General features: G+C 70.4%; 12 protein-coding genes. 7 read left to right on the plus strand and 5 right to left on the minus strand.

Going from position 1 to position 14,143, the window contains the following annotated elements; genetic code table 11:
• Nucleotides 1-47: 47 nt before the first annotated feature.
• A complete protein-coding gene (locus HYN04_RS09695) occupies nt 48-1,037 on the minus strand; it encodes an NADPH:quinone reductase (RefSeq protein WP_110450572.1) in 990 nt (329 codons plus the stop codon).
• Nucleotides 1,038-1,220: 183 nt separating this feature from the next.
• Here HYN04_RS09695 and HYN04_RS09700 point away from each other — a divergent pair, with 183 nt between their 5' ends.
• The 7 genes from HYN04_RS09700 (at nt 1,221) to HYN04_RS09730 (ending at nt 10,017) form a co-directional block, all read left to right on the plus strand.
• Nucleotides 1,221-4,628, plus strand: coding sequence for a carboxyl transferase domain-containing protein (locus HYN04_RS09700; RefSeq protein WP_110450573.1), 3,408 nt, complete (start codon nt 1,221-1,223; stop codon nt 4,626-4,628).
• Between the two features lie 122 nt (nt 4,629-4,750).
• The gene (locus tag HYN04_RS09705; RefSeq protein ID WP_110451378.1) at nt 4,751-5,752 is read left to right on the plus strand and encodes a helix-turn-helix transcriptional regulator; all 1,002 of its coding nucleotides are present in this window, start codon (nt 4,751-4,753) and stop codon (nt 5,750-5,752) included.
• 58 nt (nt 5,753-5,810) lie between these two features.
• A complete protein-coding gene (locus HYN04_RS09710) occupies nt 5,811-6,191 on the plus strand; it encodes a hypothetical protein (protein ID WP_110450574.1) in 381 nt (126 codons plus the stop codon).
• 162 nt (nt 6,192-6,353) lie between these two features.
• Entirely contained in the window at nt 6,354-6,995 is a 642-nt protein-coding gene (locus tag HYN04_RS09715) for a trimeric intracellular cation channel family protein (RefSeq protein ID WP_110451379.1), read from the plus strand.
• Between the two features lie 151 nt (nt 6,996-7,146).
• On the plus strand, nt 7,147-8,460 hold the full coding sequence (chrA, locus tag HYN04_RS09720; RefSeq protein ID WP_199286019.1) for a chromate efflux transporter: 1,314 nt from the start codon (nt 7,147-7,149) through the stop codon (nt 8,458-8,460).
• Between the two features lie 168 nt (nt 8,461-8,628).
• On the plus strand, nt 8,629-9,258 hold the full coding sequence (locus HYN04_RS09725; protein ID WP_110450576.1) for an NUDIX hydrolase: 630 nt from the start codon (nt 8,629-8,631) through the stop codon (nt 9,256-9,258).
• A gap of 141 nt (nt 9,259-9,399) precedes the next feature.
• Entirely contained in the window at nt 9,400-10,017 is a 618-nt protein-coding gene (locus HYN04_RS09730; protein ID WP_162599618.1) for a TetR/AcrR family transcriptional regulator, read from the plus strand.
• Nucleotides 10,018-10,047: 30 nt separating this feature from the next.
• On the opposite strand, the gene HYN04_RS09735 is transcribed toward HYN04_RS09730, so the two are convergent.
• The 4 genes from HYN04_RS09735 to HYN04_RS09750 form a co-directional block, all read right to left on the minus strand.
• Nucleotides 10,048-11,013 carry an aldo/keto reductase gene (locus tag HYN04_RS09735; RefSeq protein WP_110450578.1) on the minus strand — a complete coding sequence of 322 codons (966 nt, stop codon included), beginning with the start codon at nt 11,011-11,013 and terminating at the stop codon, nt 10,048-10,050.
• Complete coding sequence (locus tag HYN04_RS09740; protein WP_110450579.1) at nt 11,010-11,963, minus strand: phytanoyl-CoA dioxygenase family protein; 954 nt, start codon at nt 11,961-11,963, stop codon at nt 11,010-11,012. The genes HYN04_RS09735 and HYN04_RS09740 overlap by 4 nt, the downstream gene beginning before the upstream one ends.
• Before the next feature lie 83 nt (nt 11,964-12,046).
• Nucleotides 12,047-12,844 carry a phytanoyl-CoA dioxygenase family protein gene (locus tag HYN04_RS09745; RefSeq protein WP_110450580.1) on the minus strand — a complete coding sequence of 266 codons (798 nt, stop codon included), beginning with the start codon at nt 12,842-12,844 and terminating at the stop codon, nt 12,047-12,049.
• Nucleotides 12,841-14,001, minus strand: a complete 1,161-nt coding sequence (locus tag HYN04_RS09750; protein WP_110450581.1) for an amidohydrolase family protein — start codon at nt 13,999-14,001, stop codon at nt 12,841-12,843. The genes HYN04_RS09745 and HYN04_RS09750 overlap by 4 nt, the downstream gene beginning before the upstream one ends.
• Nucleotides 14,002-14,143: the final 142 nt, after the last annotated feature.

Genomic DNA, 14,143 nt, shown 5'->3' on the forward strand with positions numbered 1-14,143 from the left:
GCAAGTCTGGCAGGCGCCCCCACCAGGGCGCAACCCCCCGCCGGGGATCAGCTCGCCAGGGGCTCCACCACCACCGTGCCGGCCTTGGTCCCGGACTCCACCTGCTCGTGGGCGGCGGCGCAGTTGGCCAGGGCATGGCGGCCGGCCACGGGCAGGATCCGGGCGCCGGTGGAGATCCACTGCAGGATGTCGGCCTGGGCCCGGCGGCGCGCCTCATGCGGGCTGACCGGCAGGTAGACCCCGTGGATGTTGAGGTTGAGGCGCATGAGGTCGCCCGCAGGCACGAGGGGACGGGGCTCACCCTTGGTGGCGTAGAAGGCGATGGAGCCGTTCCCCTTCACGCAGGCCAGGGTGACGGGAAGGTTCCCCCCGAAGTCGACGTCGACCACATGGTCCACGCCGGTCCCGGCGGTGAAGTCGCGGACCCGGGCGGCGACATCCTCGCGCCGGTAGTCCACCACGAGGTCGGCGCCGGCGGCGCGCGCCCGGGCGGCCTTGGCCTCGCTGCTGGCCGTGGCGATGACGGTGGCGCCCGCCCACTTGGCCAGCTGGACGGCGTAGAGCCCCACAGCGCCAGCGCCCCCCGTGACCAGGACCGTCCGGCCCTGGACGGGGCCGGCGACGAACAGGCTGCGGTGCGCCGTCATGCAGGGAATGCCCAGGGTGGCGCCCTCGGCGAAGGACACGGCCTCCGGAAGGGGCGTGACGAGGTCGGCGTCGAGCTCGATGTACTCCGCCGCCGAACCAAAGGCCCGGCCATTCCTCTGGCCGTTGTAGAACCAGACCCGCCGGCCCAGCCACCGGTCGGGGGTCTCCGGACCCACCGCCTCAACCACCCCGGCGCCGTCGCTGTTGGGGATAATGCGCGGATAGGCCATGGGCGCCGGGCCCGCCCGCATTCCGGCGTCGGACGGGTTGACCCCCGAGGCGTGGATTCGGATCAGCACCTGGCCCCGGCCAGGCGTCGGGGTGGGAACCTCGCCGAACTGCAGGACCTCGCGGGCCGGGCCCGTGCGTTCGTACCAGACCGCCTTCATGACCGGCCCTGGCGCCCCATGTCTGTCATCACCGCCTCCTGGGCCCTCTACCGGGCGAACCTAGCCGAGCCATCAAGGCTGTGCGAGCCCCCGAGGCGCCCTGGCTCTGGCCTTGCCCTGGGGGTCTGATGCTAAGGTGACGAAAAGACCGCAACAGACGGTCGCCCCCGGAGAAACGAGCCCATGCCCAAGCGTCTCCTGATCGCCAATCGCGGCGAGATCGCCATCCGGATCGCGCGGACCGCCGCCGACCTCGGGGTAGGGTCAGTCGCAGTCTACGCCGACGATGATGCGGCCTCGCTGCATGTCCGGGCGGCCGATGAGGCGGTGAGCCTCGGGCGCACAGGCGTTCCGGCCTATCTCGACATTGCGGGGATGATTGGAGCGGCACGGTCAGCCGATTGCGACGCCATTCACCCCGGCTACGGCTTCCTGAGCGAGAACGCCGACTTCGCCCGGGCCTGCGAAGCCGCGGGCCTGGTCTTCGTAGGGCCCCGCCCGGAGAGCCTCAGCGTCTTTGGCGACAAGGCCGCCGCCCGGGCCCTGGCGGAGTCCTGCGGGGTTCCCCTGCTCGCCGGGATCAGCCGGCCGGTCACCCTGCACGAGGCCCAGGCCTTCCTGGCGTCTCTCGGCGCGGGTGGGGCGGTGATGCTGAAGGCGGTGGCCGGCGGCGGCGGGCGCGGCATGCGCCCCGTCAGCGACCCGGCGGACCTCGCCGCCGCCTTCGAACGGGCGACCTCGGAGGCGAAGACCGCCTTCGGCTCCGGCGACCTCTATGTGGAGGAGCTGATGCCCCGGGCCCGGCACGTCGAGGTCCAGATTCTGGGAGACGGCGAGGGCGGGGTCATCCACCTTTGGGACCGCGAGTGCTCGCTGCAGCGCCAGAGGCAGAAGGTGATCGAGATCGCCCCGGCCTTCGGCCTACCCGAACCCCTGAGGGCGGACATGCTGTCGGCGGCTGTCGCCCTCGGCCATGCGGCGGGATACCGGGGCCTGGGCACCATTGAGTTCCTGGTGGACGCCCGGCCGGGCGCGCCGCCCCGCTTCGCCTTCATCGAGGCCAACGCCCGGCTGCAGGTCGAGCACACGGTCACGGAGATGGTCCTCGGCCTCGACCTGGTGGAACTCCAGCTACGCATCGCCGACGGCGCCCGCCTGTCGGACCTGGGTCTCGCCGGGGGCGCCCCTGCGCCCCAGGGCGCGGCGATCCAGGCCCGGGTGAACCTGGAGACCATGACGGCCGACGGCGGCTCGCGGCCCTCGGGCGGCGTCCTGAGCGCCTATGATCCGCCCTCGGGGCCCGGGGTCCGGGTCGACGGCTACGGCTATGCCGGCTACGCCACCCCGACCCGCTACGACTCCCTGCTGGCCAAGGTCATCACCCACGGCCGTGACCTGGGGGCCGCCACGGCCCGGGCCCGGCGCGCCCTGTCGGAGTTCAAGATCGGCGGCGTGAAGACCAACATCGACTTCCTGGACGCCCTGCTGGCCAGCGACGCCCTGCCGGCGGGGACCCTGCACACGCGCTATGTTGAGGAACACGCGGCGGACCTGCTGGCCGCCGAGGCCGCGCGCGCGCGCTACTTCGAGCCGGCCGGCGGCGCGGTGCGAAAGGCCGGGGCCAAGATCGACCTGGTCGATCCCCTGGCGGTCCTGTCCGTGAAGGCGGGCGACGGCGGTGCAGGGCCGGCGCCAGACCTCGCCGCCCCCCGCGAGGTCGCCCAGGGCCCCGCCGGGACCTTGGCGGTCCTCACCCCCCTCCAGGGGCTGGTCATCAGCCTCTCCGCCGCCGTGGGCGACATCGTCCGCGCCGGCCAGCCCGTGGCGGTGATGGAGGCCCTGAAGATGGAGCACGTGATCGTCTCCGAGGTCTCGGGCGTGGTCCGCGAGGTGACGCTGGAGCCCGGCGACACGGTCTTCGAGGACACCCCTCTCCTCTTCGTCGAGCCCGCCGAGGTGGAGGGCGACTATGTCGGCGCCCGGGCGCCGGACCCTGACGAGATCCGTCCCGACCTCGCCGAGGTCCAGCGCCTGCACTTCCTGGCCAGCGATGCCGGGCGACCGCAAGCCGTAGGCCGCCGGCGGGCCCAGAACCGCCGCACCGCCCGGGAGAACGTGGCCGACCTCTGCGACCCGGACAGCTTCATCGAGTACGGCCCCCTGGTCACCGCCGGCCGGATGCGTTCGGACACGCAGGAGGTGCTTGAGGAGCGCCTTGTGCGCACCTCGGCCGACGGCATGGTCATCGGGGTCGGCCAGGTCAACGGCGACCTGTTCGGGCCGGAAGCCTCCCGCTGCGCCGTCGTGGCCTACGACTACACGGTGCTGGCCGGGACCCAGGGGACCAAGAGCCACCAGAAGACCGACCGGATGCTGCGCGTCGCCCAGCACAGCAAGCTGCCGGTGGTGCTCTTCTCGGAAGGCGGCGGCGGTCGCACGGGCGGCGGGTCCGGCCCGCCCATCGGCTCGTCCGGGGTCACCTCGCTCGGCGGGCTGTCGACCCGGACCTGGCGCGAGTTGGGCAAGCTGTCCGGGCTCGTGCCCATCGTCGGGGTGAATTCCGGCTACTGCTTCGCCGGCAATGTGGTGCTGCTGGGCGCCTGCGACGTCATCATCGCGACCAAGGACTCCTCGATGGGGATCGGCGGCCCGGCCATGATCGAGGGCGGCGGCCTGGGCGCCTACTCGCCCGACGAGGTGGGCCCGGTCAGCATCCAGGAGCCGAACGGGGTCATCGACCTGCTGGCGGAGGACGAAGCGGAGGCCGTCGCCCTGGCCAAGACCTACCTGTCCTATTTCCAGGGGCCCGTTTCGGACTGGACCGCCCACGACCAGAGGCCCCTGAGGCACATCGTCCCGGAGAACCGCCGGGCGGTCTACGACATCCGCAAGGTCATCGAGACCCTGGCTGATGTCGGCTCCATGCTGGAGCTGAGGCCGCGCTGGGCGACCTCCATGATCACCGCCCTGATCCGCATCGAGGGGCGGACCGTCGGGGTGATCGCCAACAACTGCAACTCCACCTCCGGGGGCGCCATCGAGAGCGTAGGGGCCGACAAGGCCAGCCGGTTCATGCAGCTGTGCGACGCCTTCGACATCCCCCTCCTGTCCCTGATCGACACCCCCGGGAACATGGTGGGGCCCGAGGCCGAGAAGACCGCCCTGATCCGCCACTGCGCCCGGATGTACGTGGCCGGAGCCAACATCACGACCCCGGTCTTCAACGTCGTCCTGCGCAAGGCCTATGGCCTGGGCGCCATCGCCATGGCGGCGGGAAGCTTCGACGAGACCTTCTTCTCGGTCGCCTGGCCGACGGGCGAGTTCGCCGGCATGGGGCTGGAAGGCCAGATCAAGCTTGGCCGGCGCGGCGAACTCCAGGCCATCGAGGACATCCCGGCCCGCCGCGCCCTCTACGACAAGTGGGTGGCCGACGCTTACGACTGGGCGCGGGCGGTGAACGCCGGCACGGTCTTCGAGGTCGACGACGTCATCGACCCGGCCGACTCCCGCAGGTGGCTGGCCATGGGCCTTAAGGCCAATCCCCAGCCGACGCGGACCGGCAAGAAGCGGGCCTGGATCGACACCTGGTAGTGTGAACCGGCTCCGGAACGACAGGATCGGTCGTAGGTTCCCGCGGGAGGCCCGGCGGGGCCTTGAACTCCAGCGGCCCGCAGGGACAGGGTCCGGCTCCCATCCACGGTCCGGAGCCCTTCATGCGTCTCGACAAGGCCACCGCCCTCCTCCACCTCGCCCGCCGCCTGGCGGGATCTGCGGAGGGCCTCGCCCTGGAGGAGATCGCGGCGGAGTTCGGCGTCGACCGGCGCACGGCGGAGCGGATGCGGGACGCAGTGCGCGACCTCTTCCCGCAGATGGAGGAAATCCGCGAGGGCCGGGCCAAGCGATTCCGGATCCCGGGCGGCCTGGACCCCTTCTTCGAGACCCCCACCGTGGAGGAACTGGCCGATCTCGCCCTCGCCGCGGGGGCGGCGCGCCGGGACGGTCTGGAGGGGCGGGCCGGGAACCTGCTCAGCCTGGCGGGTAAGGTGGAGTCCCGCATCCGGCCCGGGCTGAGGGTGCGTTACGCCGCAGACGTGGAGGCCCTGGCCCTGACGGAGCGCATCGCCCTGCGCCCCGGGCCACGGCCGGCCTGCGACCCCGAGGTGCTGAGACGTCTGAGGACGGCCCTGCTGGCCATGAAGCAGGTCCGCTTTGCCTATTCGGCGCGGGGCGGCGCCGAGGCCGTCCAGCGGACCGTCGACCCCTGCGGCCTGCTCTTCGGCTCGGTCTACTACCTGGTCGCCCGCCGGACCGGCGCTCCTGACCCGGTTCTCTGGCGACTGGACCGCATGGCTGGCGTGGAGGTGCTGGAGACCCCCGCCCAGGTCCCTGAGGGCTTTGACATGGACGCCTTCGCCCGCCAGTCCTTCGGCGTCTTCCAGGAGCCGGCGGAGGACATCGTCCTGCGCGTCCGGCCCGGCTCGGCCGACCTCGCCCGGTCCTTCCTCTTCCACCCCACCCAGACCTTCGAGCCCCAGCCCGACGGCGGCCTTCTGCTACGCCTTAGGACAGGGGGCCTCCTGGAGCTGTGCTGGCACCTCTTCACCTGGCGCGGCGAGGTGGAGATCCTGGGACCGGACAGGCTGAAGGCGCTGATGGCGGAGGAACTTGTGCGGTTCCTTTCCCCGGGACCTGCCGGCCCGAACGACCAGTCCTGACGGATGGGCCGCCTAGGGTGCCCTCCGGAGGCGCCCAGGTGGGCGCCGGGAGGGACCCATGAGAACCATCGTCACCGCAGCGCTCTGCGCATCCATCCTGGCCGGCTGCGCCTCGTCGCCGGACAAGATCTCCGCGTCCTACGTCTCACCGATCCAGTATTCGGGATACGAGTGCGACCAGATCCGGGCTGAGCTGCTGCGGGTGTCCGGCAAGGTCCGGGAGGTCGCGGGCGCGCAGAAACAACAGGCCACCAACGACGCCATCGCCATGGGGGTCGGCCTCGTCCTCTTCTGGCCGGCCCTGTTCTTCCTCGCCGGAGGCAATGACCGGAAGGAAGAGCTCTCCCGACTGAAGGGCGAGTACGACGCCCTTGAGCAGGCCGCCATCCAGAAGAACTGCCCCGTGGCGTCCGAGCTCAAGGCGGGCCGCGGCGGCTGACCCCTTAACGGTCCTCGTCGACAGCGTCCCCTTTATCAAGCACGGCGCCTCTAGGTCCTCCCCCCTGGGGGAGTAAATGGCGCGGTGATTTCTCCCCCGCAGGAGGCTCCACCCCTTGGGAGGGGCTCGCCATCAGTCGCCGGAGACTTTAGGCGTGTGGTCATGACCACCCTGCACGCCCTCGGCCAGCAGTCCCTGTTCGCCCTGGAAATGATGGCCGTCCTCGCCGGCGCCCTGTCCGGGGTGCTGGGCGCCCTGCGCCAGAAGATGGATCTGGTCGGGATCTGCGTGTGCGGCTTCCTGACCGCCTTCGGCGGCGGGGTGGTGAGGGACATACTGATCGACCGGCGCCCCTTCTTCTTCGTCGAGCACCAGGGCGTCCTCATCGCCGTCCTGGCGATCAGCGCCGGCAGCGCCATCCTGGTGGGGCGCCGGGGCCTGGAAAGTGGTGAGCGCTGGCTGCAGGTTCCCGACGCCATCGGCCTGGGCCTCTTCAGCGCCACCGGCGCGCACCTTTCCCTGACCCTCGGCCAGCCACCCCTGGTGGCGGTGATGATGGGCGTAATCACCGGCAGCTTCGGCGGGGTGCTGCGGGACCTGATCTGCAACCAGATCCCGGTCCTGTTCAGCGACCACAGGCCCTACGCCATCTGCGCGGCGGCAGGCGCGGCGGCCTATGTCGTCCTGTCGACATCAGGAGCCGCGGCCGAACTGTCGATCGCCGCCTGCGTGCTCGTCGCGACGGGCCTCCGGCTACCGGCCATTCGCCTCGACTGGCGCCTGCCGCCAACCGGGACGGCCTGACCCCCTTGTTGGCGCCCTGGCCGCCTTGCCGGGATGGAGCGGGATTGGTAAATCGGACCACCGGGGTCCAGCAACCTCCCGTCCAGGCCCTGCGGCCCAAGCGTTGCCCTCTCCGCCCGCGCGACTGCGGGCGCTTGGGCATGAGGCGCACGTGACGACAGACACCCAGGTTCCGGACTTCCAGACCTTCCTTGGGGCCTTCGCCCGGATCGGCTGCCTGAGCTTTGGCGGCCCGGCCGGCCAGGTCGCCCTGATGCACCGCGAGATCGTCGACGAGCGACGCTGGCTGACCGACGAGCAGTTCCTGAACGCCCTCAACTTCTGCCACCTGCTGCCCGGGCCGGAGGCCCAGCAGATGGCCACCTGGATCGGCTGGAAGCTTCATGGCTGGCGGGGCGGCCTTGCGGCCGGGCTCCTGTTCATCCTGCCCGGCGCCCTGGTGATCCTGGCCCTGACCCTGGCCTATGTGCTGGCGGCCCAGGCGACCTGGTTCGCCGCAATCTTCCTGGGGGTGAAGGCGGCGGTGCTCGCCATCGTCCTGCAGGCGCTGATCCGGATAGGCCGCCGGGCCCTGGACACCCCCTTGAGGCAGGGGCTGGCGGGGGCGGCCTTCCTGGCCCTCTTCGCCCTGGACCTGCCCTTTCCCTGGGTGGTCGGCATGGCGGCGGTGCTGGGCGCGCTCGTTGCGCGGGTGCGCCCCGGCTGGCTGGGACTGTCGCCGCCCACCGATGTCGGCGGCCAGGCCGCCCCGCCCTGGAAAGCCTCTGTGCAGAGCCTCGTCCTCTGGGGGCTGGTCTGGGCCGCACCCATGGCGGCGGTGATCCTGACGCTGGGCCCCGACCATGTGCTCTGGCGGATCGGCGTCTTCTTCTCGCAGCTGGCCGTCGTGACCTTTGGCGGGGCCTACGCCGTTCTGGCCTACATGGCCCAGGAGGCGGTGCAGGGGTTTGGCTGGCTCTCCACGCCGGAGATGGCCGACGGCCTCGGCCTGGCCGAGACCACGCCGGGCCCCCTGATCCTTGTGACCCAGTTCGTCGGCTTCCTGGCGGCCTTCCGGGCGCCCGAGCCCTTCACCCCCCTGGTGGCGGGCCTCCTCGGCGCAGGCCTGACCACCTGGGTGACCTTTACCCCCTGCTTCCTCTGGATCTTCACCTTCGCGCCCTGGATCGAGCGCCTGCAGGCGTCGGTCTTCCTGCGGGGGGCCCTGTCGGCCCTGACCGCGGCGGTGGTCGGGGTTATCGCCAGCCTTTCCCTGTGGTTCGCCCTGCATGTCCTGTTCTCCCGGGTCGGGACCCTGCAGGCGGGGCCCGTGCGCCTTCCGGCCCCTGCGGCGGAGAGCCTGGATCTCAGCGCCCTGGTCCTGACGATCCTGGCGCTGGTCCTGGTCTTCGGCGCCCGGTGGGGCGTCCTGCGGGTGCTGGCCGTCTGCGCCGGCGGGGGGCTCGTCCTGTCGGTCTTCGCCTGAGGCCCCCGCGTCGGGGGTGACAGGCCAGCCTCTGAGAACCTGGAGCCTGCTCCCTTCAGACGGAACGTCTCAAGGGGATAAACAGGCACTAAATTCAGTATGTTAGATCATGTTTCGATCCGATAACCGGTTCCCACTTATCGGAACATGATCTAGGACAGGTGCGGCATGTCCCACGCCTTCACACCCGCATTCCGAGAACGCCTTGCCGGCGCCTGCGCGGCCTTCCCGCGGATTGCCCATGAAGGCGGGAACCTGAAGCGGGCGGCGGTGGCCCTGACCCTGACGGCGGCGGACGATGGATCGGGGCAGACCGCCTTCGTCCTGACCCGCCGCGCGGCCAGCCTGCGGGCCCACTCCGGCCAGTGGGCCCTGCCCGGCGGACGGCTGGACCCCGGCGAGACCCTCGAGGAGGCCGCCCTGAGGGAGCTTTCCGAAGAGGTCGGGCTGGACCTGCCGCAGAGCGAGATCCTCGGCCTCCTGGACGACTACCCCACCCGGTCAGGCTATGTGATCACCCCGGTGGTCGCCTGGCTGAGGGACCCGGCGGCCCTGCGGCCGAACCCGGCGGAGGTGGCCTCGACCCACCTGATCCGGCTCGACTACATCGCCGCACCCGACGCCGTGGACTTCGAGACGATACCGGAGAGCGACCGGCCGCTGATCCGGCTGAGGATCTCGGAGGAACACCGGATCCACGCGCCCACGGCGGCGGTGGTCTACCAGCTGCGGGAGCTGGTGGCCGGCCGGGTGACCCGGGTGACGGACCTGGAGCAACCGGTCTTCGCCTGGCGCTAGGGGGCGGCCGGCGGACCGTGCGAATGGCCGGGACGCCCGCCCATGCAGTGTGCGAGAACAGGGCGTGACCGCGAGGACATGTCAGGTGCAGGAAGGCCCCTGGACCTTGCCTGGCGCCAGGCCAGGACAGGAGACGAGCTCATGAGGGCGCAGGCGGCGTCCCGACGCACCCGGCTGGCGCCCGAGGCCCGCCGGAACCTGATCCTCGACGCCACCGCCGCACTCATCCTCGAGGGCGGACTCTCCGCCGTGAGCATGGAGCGCGTGGCGGTCCGGGTCGCGGTGAGCAAGGGGCTGATCTACAACTATTTCCCGACCCGGGACGCCCTCCTGGCGGCCCTGCTCCGCCGGGAGCAGACCGAGCTTCGCGAGCGCGGCATGGCCTCGGCCCTGGAAGCCCGGTCCTTCGAGGCCCTGATCCGCCAGACCACCCGGCTGTACCTGGAACAGACCCGGGACCGGGGCGCCATGATCTCGGCCCTCCTGTCGGACCCGTCCGTGGCGGCCCTGATGCAGGACGACATCCGCACCGACAGGGACAAGACCTTCCGCTATTTCGTCCAAGCCGCCCGGCGGGAGTTCCACCTACCCCTGGAACTGACGATCGCTGCGGTCGACCTCCTGTCCACGGTGACAGGACAGGCCGGCCTGCAGGTCGCGCGGAAGCAGATGGATGTCGGCCCTGCGACTGAGATCTGCGTCGATCTCATTCTCGGCGGGCTGTCCCGGCTCGATCCCGGCAGGCCCCTCAGGGACTAGGATACGCCCGGGAAGCAGAAGGCGGGAAGGTCACCACGCATAGGCTTCGGGCGCGGCGCCACAGGCGGGGAAGATCTCGTCCAGTTGGCGCAGGACCGTCTCGTCCAGGTCCAGACCCGGCGCCTCCAGGAGGGCGGCGAACTGGTCGCGGCGCCGCGGCCCGACGATCGCCGAGGTGATCCCCGGCTGGTGCAGGAGCCAGGCGATGGCGACCAGGCCCGGCGCCTGGCCCAGCCTGGCGCAGAGGGCGGTGAAGGCGGCCAGGCGTCCGGCGTTGATTCCCGCCGCATCGCGGACCTGGGCGCCGCTCCGGCGGCCGGACGGGTCCGTGGACGCCCCGGCCAGGAGACCGCCAGCGAGCGGGCTCCAGGCGATCACGCCGATGCCGTAGGCCTGGCAGGCGGGAAGCACCTCGAGCTCGGCCCGGCGCTCGACGAGGTTGTAGAGGCTCTGCTCGCAGACCAGGCCGAGCCGCTGGCCAGCCATGGCCCTCTCGTTGAGCCGGGCGATGGCCCAGCCGGGGAAGTTGCTGGAACCCACATAGGTGATCTTGCCCTGGGCGATGAGCCGGTCCATCGCCTGCCAGATCTCCTCAGGCGGCGCCGCGCGGTCGATGTGGTGCATCTGGTAGAGGTCGATGTGATCGACGCCCAGGCGCCTCAGGCTGGCGTCGCAGGCGTTCTGGATATGGCGGGCCGACAGACCGCGGTCGTTGACGTCCGCCGACATGGGCTCGTGGACCTTGGTGGCCAGGACAACCCGGTCGCGGCGGGACGGGTCCTCGGTCAGCCATTCCCCCAGAAGGCGCTCCGTCGCCCCCACCCCGAGACGGCCGCCGTACTGGTCGGCGGTATCGATGAAATTCACCCCCGCCTCGAGGGCGTCGTTCAGGATGTCGAAGCTCTCCGCCTGCGAGGTCAGGGGACCGAAATTCATGGTCCCCAGGCAGATCTCGCTGACCTGGAGGGCGGTGCGTCCCAGGCGGCGATATCTCATGGCGCCCTCAGGGTGGGGCCGGTCACCAGGGTCTCGCTGGAGTCGAGAACGCAATGCCGGACCCGCTTCTGGGCGGTTTCAGACAGGGTCCGGTAGTCCGCGTAGCTGATCCCGGGGACGATGGGCTCGCGGAACCAGGGGGCATAGAACTCCAGGTTCGGGATGGCGCGCATGGCGTCCGAGAGGTTCGGCGTTCCCCCGTGCCAGGCCCGCACGTCGCGGATCATCACGGCGCCGGCGGGCGCCGGGCAGACCGTGCTCAGCCGCATCCACTCGGGCTCCTCCTCGAGGGAGGGGATAGGGTGCCGTGAGTTCTGGGTGCCCGGAATCTGCCGCGTCGGGCCGTTCAGCCGGGTCACGTCCTGGGGCAGGAAGTTGGCGCAGACATAGGGACAGGGCAGGTCGCGGATCGTCAGCTGCCGGCGCGGGTCGTGGAAGGCGCTGAAGGGAGTCGCGGCGCTGTCCTTCCAGTCCCGGACATCCGAGTGCAGGGGCTGATAACCCGTCGCGCCGGGCAGGCAGAAGTCGCCGCTGGCCGCCCGCAGGACGAAGTCCGGCGACTGGAAGATGGCCGTGACCACCGAATTGACGATGTCGTTGTCGAGCAGCATGCGCCACTCGGGCCGGTGAAGTTGGCTGCGCGTCAGGCTGGAGCCGCCGAAGGAATAGCGGTGCGAGCCCCGGTTGCCCTTGCGGTCGGTATCGAGGGCGAGGATCTCGTCGGCGACCTCGCGGCAGCCCCGGGCCAGGACCTCGACCTCTTCGCTGTCCAGAGCGTTGGCGATCACCACGAAGCCATCCCGACGGAAGAGTTCGGCCGCATGCGCAAGGTCCCCGCGCTCGAGAATCTCGAGCCCCCGGATGCCGTTGTTGGACTCGAGATAGGCGCGTTGGGCGTCCACGTCGGCAAGGTGGGAAGAGGTCGCCGCGTTGGGCGTGATCGCGTTCATTCCAGTCTCCACCTTGGGCGCTTCCGATTCCGCCAATGGCGCTATTGACTTTTCTTGCAATAATTTAGGCCCCGGGCAAGGCCTCAGGCCAGCTTGAGGAAGCCCGGGTCCCGAAAGGGGTCGCCCGCCTTCATGCGCTCATGGAAACCCGCCACCCGGGGACCAGCCCCGCCCTCTCGAGGATCGTAGACCGCATCCTCGCCAAAGAACCTGAGGGTCAGGGTGCGACGGCGGGTCCCGGGATGGGTGGGCGCCCCGCCATGCAGGACCTTGGGATGGAAGAGGACAACGTCGCCGGGCTCGACGGCGAAGCTCACGATCTCCCACCGGTCCCGCCCCGCCTCGATGTCCGGCAGGACCGGCAGGGATGATCGCGGATGGGTCGGCAGGGTGTCGTCGTCGATGTCGAAGCGCGAGCCATTGTAGAGCCGGCCCCGGTGCGATCCAGGAATGAACTCCAGGGAGTCCGCCTGGGCGCAGGCATCGAAGGTGATCCAGGCCACGGCCAGCTGGTCGCCCGCAACGGCCAGGTAGGAGCTGTCCTGGTGCCAGGGGGTGCGACGCGCCTCCCCGCCCTCCTTCAGGAAGACCTGCTCGTACATGAACCAGCAGGCCCCACCGCCCCAGAGGCGGGCGATCTCGGCTGGCAGGGGCGAGGCCTCCAGCATGGCCCGGTAGCCCTTGAGGACATCGGGGTTGTAGAGATCCTGATAGAAGAGAGCGTCCGAGTTCCTTGAGGGGATCCGCGACGCCAGTGGGCCGGGGTTGGCGAGGCTCCAGCTCCAGGCGGCTTCCGCCTCAGCCAGGGACCGGGCGTCCAGGGCGCCGGGCAGGAGGACGACCCCGTCCCGGGCGTAGGCCTGTGCAAGGTCAGGGCTCACGGCGCATTCATTCGGAAGAGGTCCAGGGCGGTCTTGCCGACGATCTTCTGGGCGTCCTCTACGCTGCAGGCCCGGAAGACGGCCTCGAGGGCCCCTCGCGTGTAGCCGAATGTGCTTTCCTGGTGGGGGTAGTCGGAAGACCAGAGGCAGGTCTCCGGCCCGATGCGATGCAAGAGCTCGAGCCCGACCGGGTCGGTCATGAAGGTCGCATAGCAGTTGGTCCGCCAGTACCAGCTGGGCGGATGCGCAAGCCTGGGCGACACCGAGGTCGGGAAGCTGTTGTAGATCATGTCGGCGTCGTGGAGCATGGAGGCCACCCAGGCCAGGCCCGCCTCCACGAACACCGCCTTCAGGCCCGGGAAACGGTCGAAGACCCCGCCAAAGGTCAGCTGGGCCCAGTTCTGGCGGAAGCCCTGCATCTGGGTGAGGACCGAGACCCCGACCGCGCCCGCCTCGGCCGTGGGGATCGCCTCGCCGATGTGGAAGGCGAGCGGCAGGCCGGAGCCCTGGATCGCCTCCCACAGGGGGTCCATCCGCGGATGGTTGTACTGGATGGTGCGGCCGTCTGCGAACTTTCCAGGCTTGATGGGGATCATCAGGCAGCGCGCACCCAGCTCCAGGCACCGGGCCACGCTGTCCCGCGCAGCCTCTGGGTCCCAGTAGCTTGGCACCATCACCGAATAGAGCCTGCCGGGCGCCTGGGCGCACATCTCGCTGATGTGCGTGTTGTAGGCGCCGAACACGTGCTCCTTGTGCTCGATCTCGCCGAACATCATCAGGCCGAAGAGCCGCTGCGGGAAGATCAGCTCCTTCTCGACGCCCTCGATGTCGAGGTCCTTCAAACGGGCCTCGACGCTGGTCAGGCCGGGATAGCACTCCAGCGCATCGCACAGGTGGCGGGCGACGGGGTTGGGCGTCATGGAGCGGCCGTTGATGGACAGGTCCCAGCCGCCATCCTTGAAGATCATCCGGGGCGCGGCGTCGCGCAGGTGCGGCGGGAAGCGGTCGACCCAGAGGTCGGATTCCAGCATGTGGCTGTCCGCGGAAATGATGCGCGTGCCCGCCGGCCACTCGCGGGTCTTGGCCTGCGGCGTGCGCCGGGCCGCCACCGGCTGACCCACCTGCTCCGGAATCTCGAGGATGAAGCCCTCGGCCATGGCGTCGCCTCCCGTTCTTTTCCGGAAGGCTAGGTCTGGCGCAGGCGTGAGTCGAGACCGGACCGCCGAAGCAGGTCCACCAAAAAAGTTCGGCCGGGTTCACCGCTTGTTGATCGCGATGGTGGTTTCTTGGGAGCCAGAG

Origin of the sequence: Phenylobacterium parvum, from assembly GCF_003150835.1 — a bacterium.
GTDB classification, from domain to species: domain Bacteria; phylum Pseudomonadota; class Alphaproteobacteria; order Caulobacterales; family Caulobacteraceae; genus Phenylobacterium; species Phenylobacterium parvum.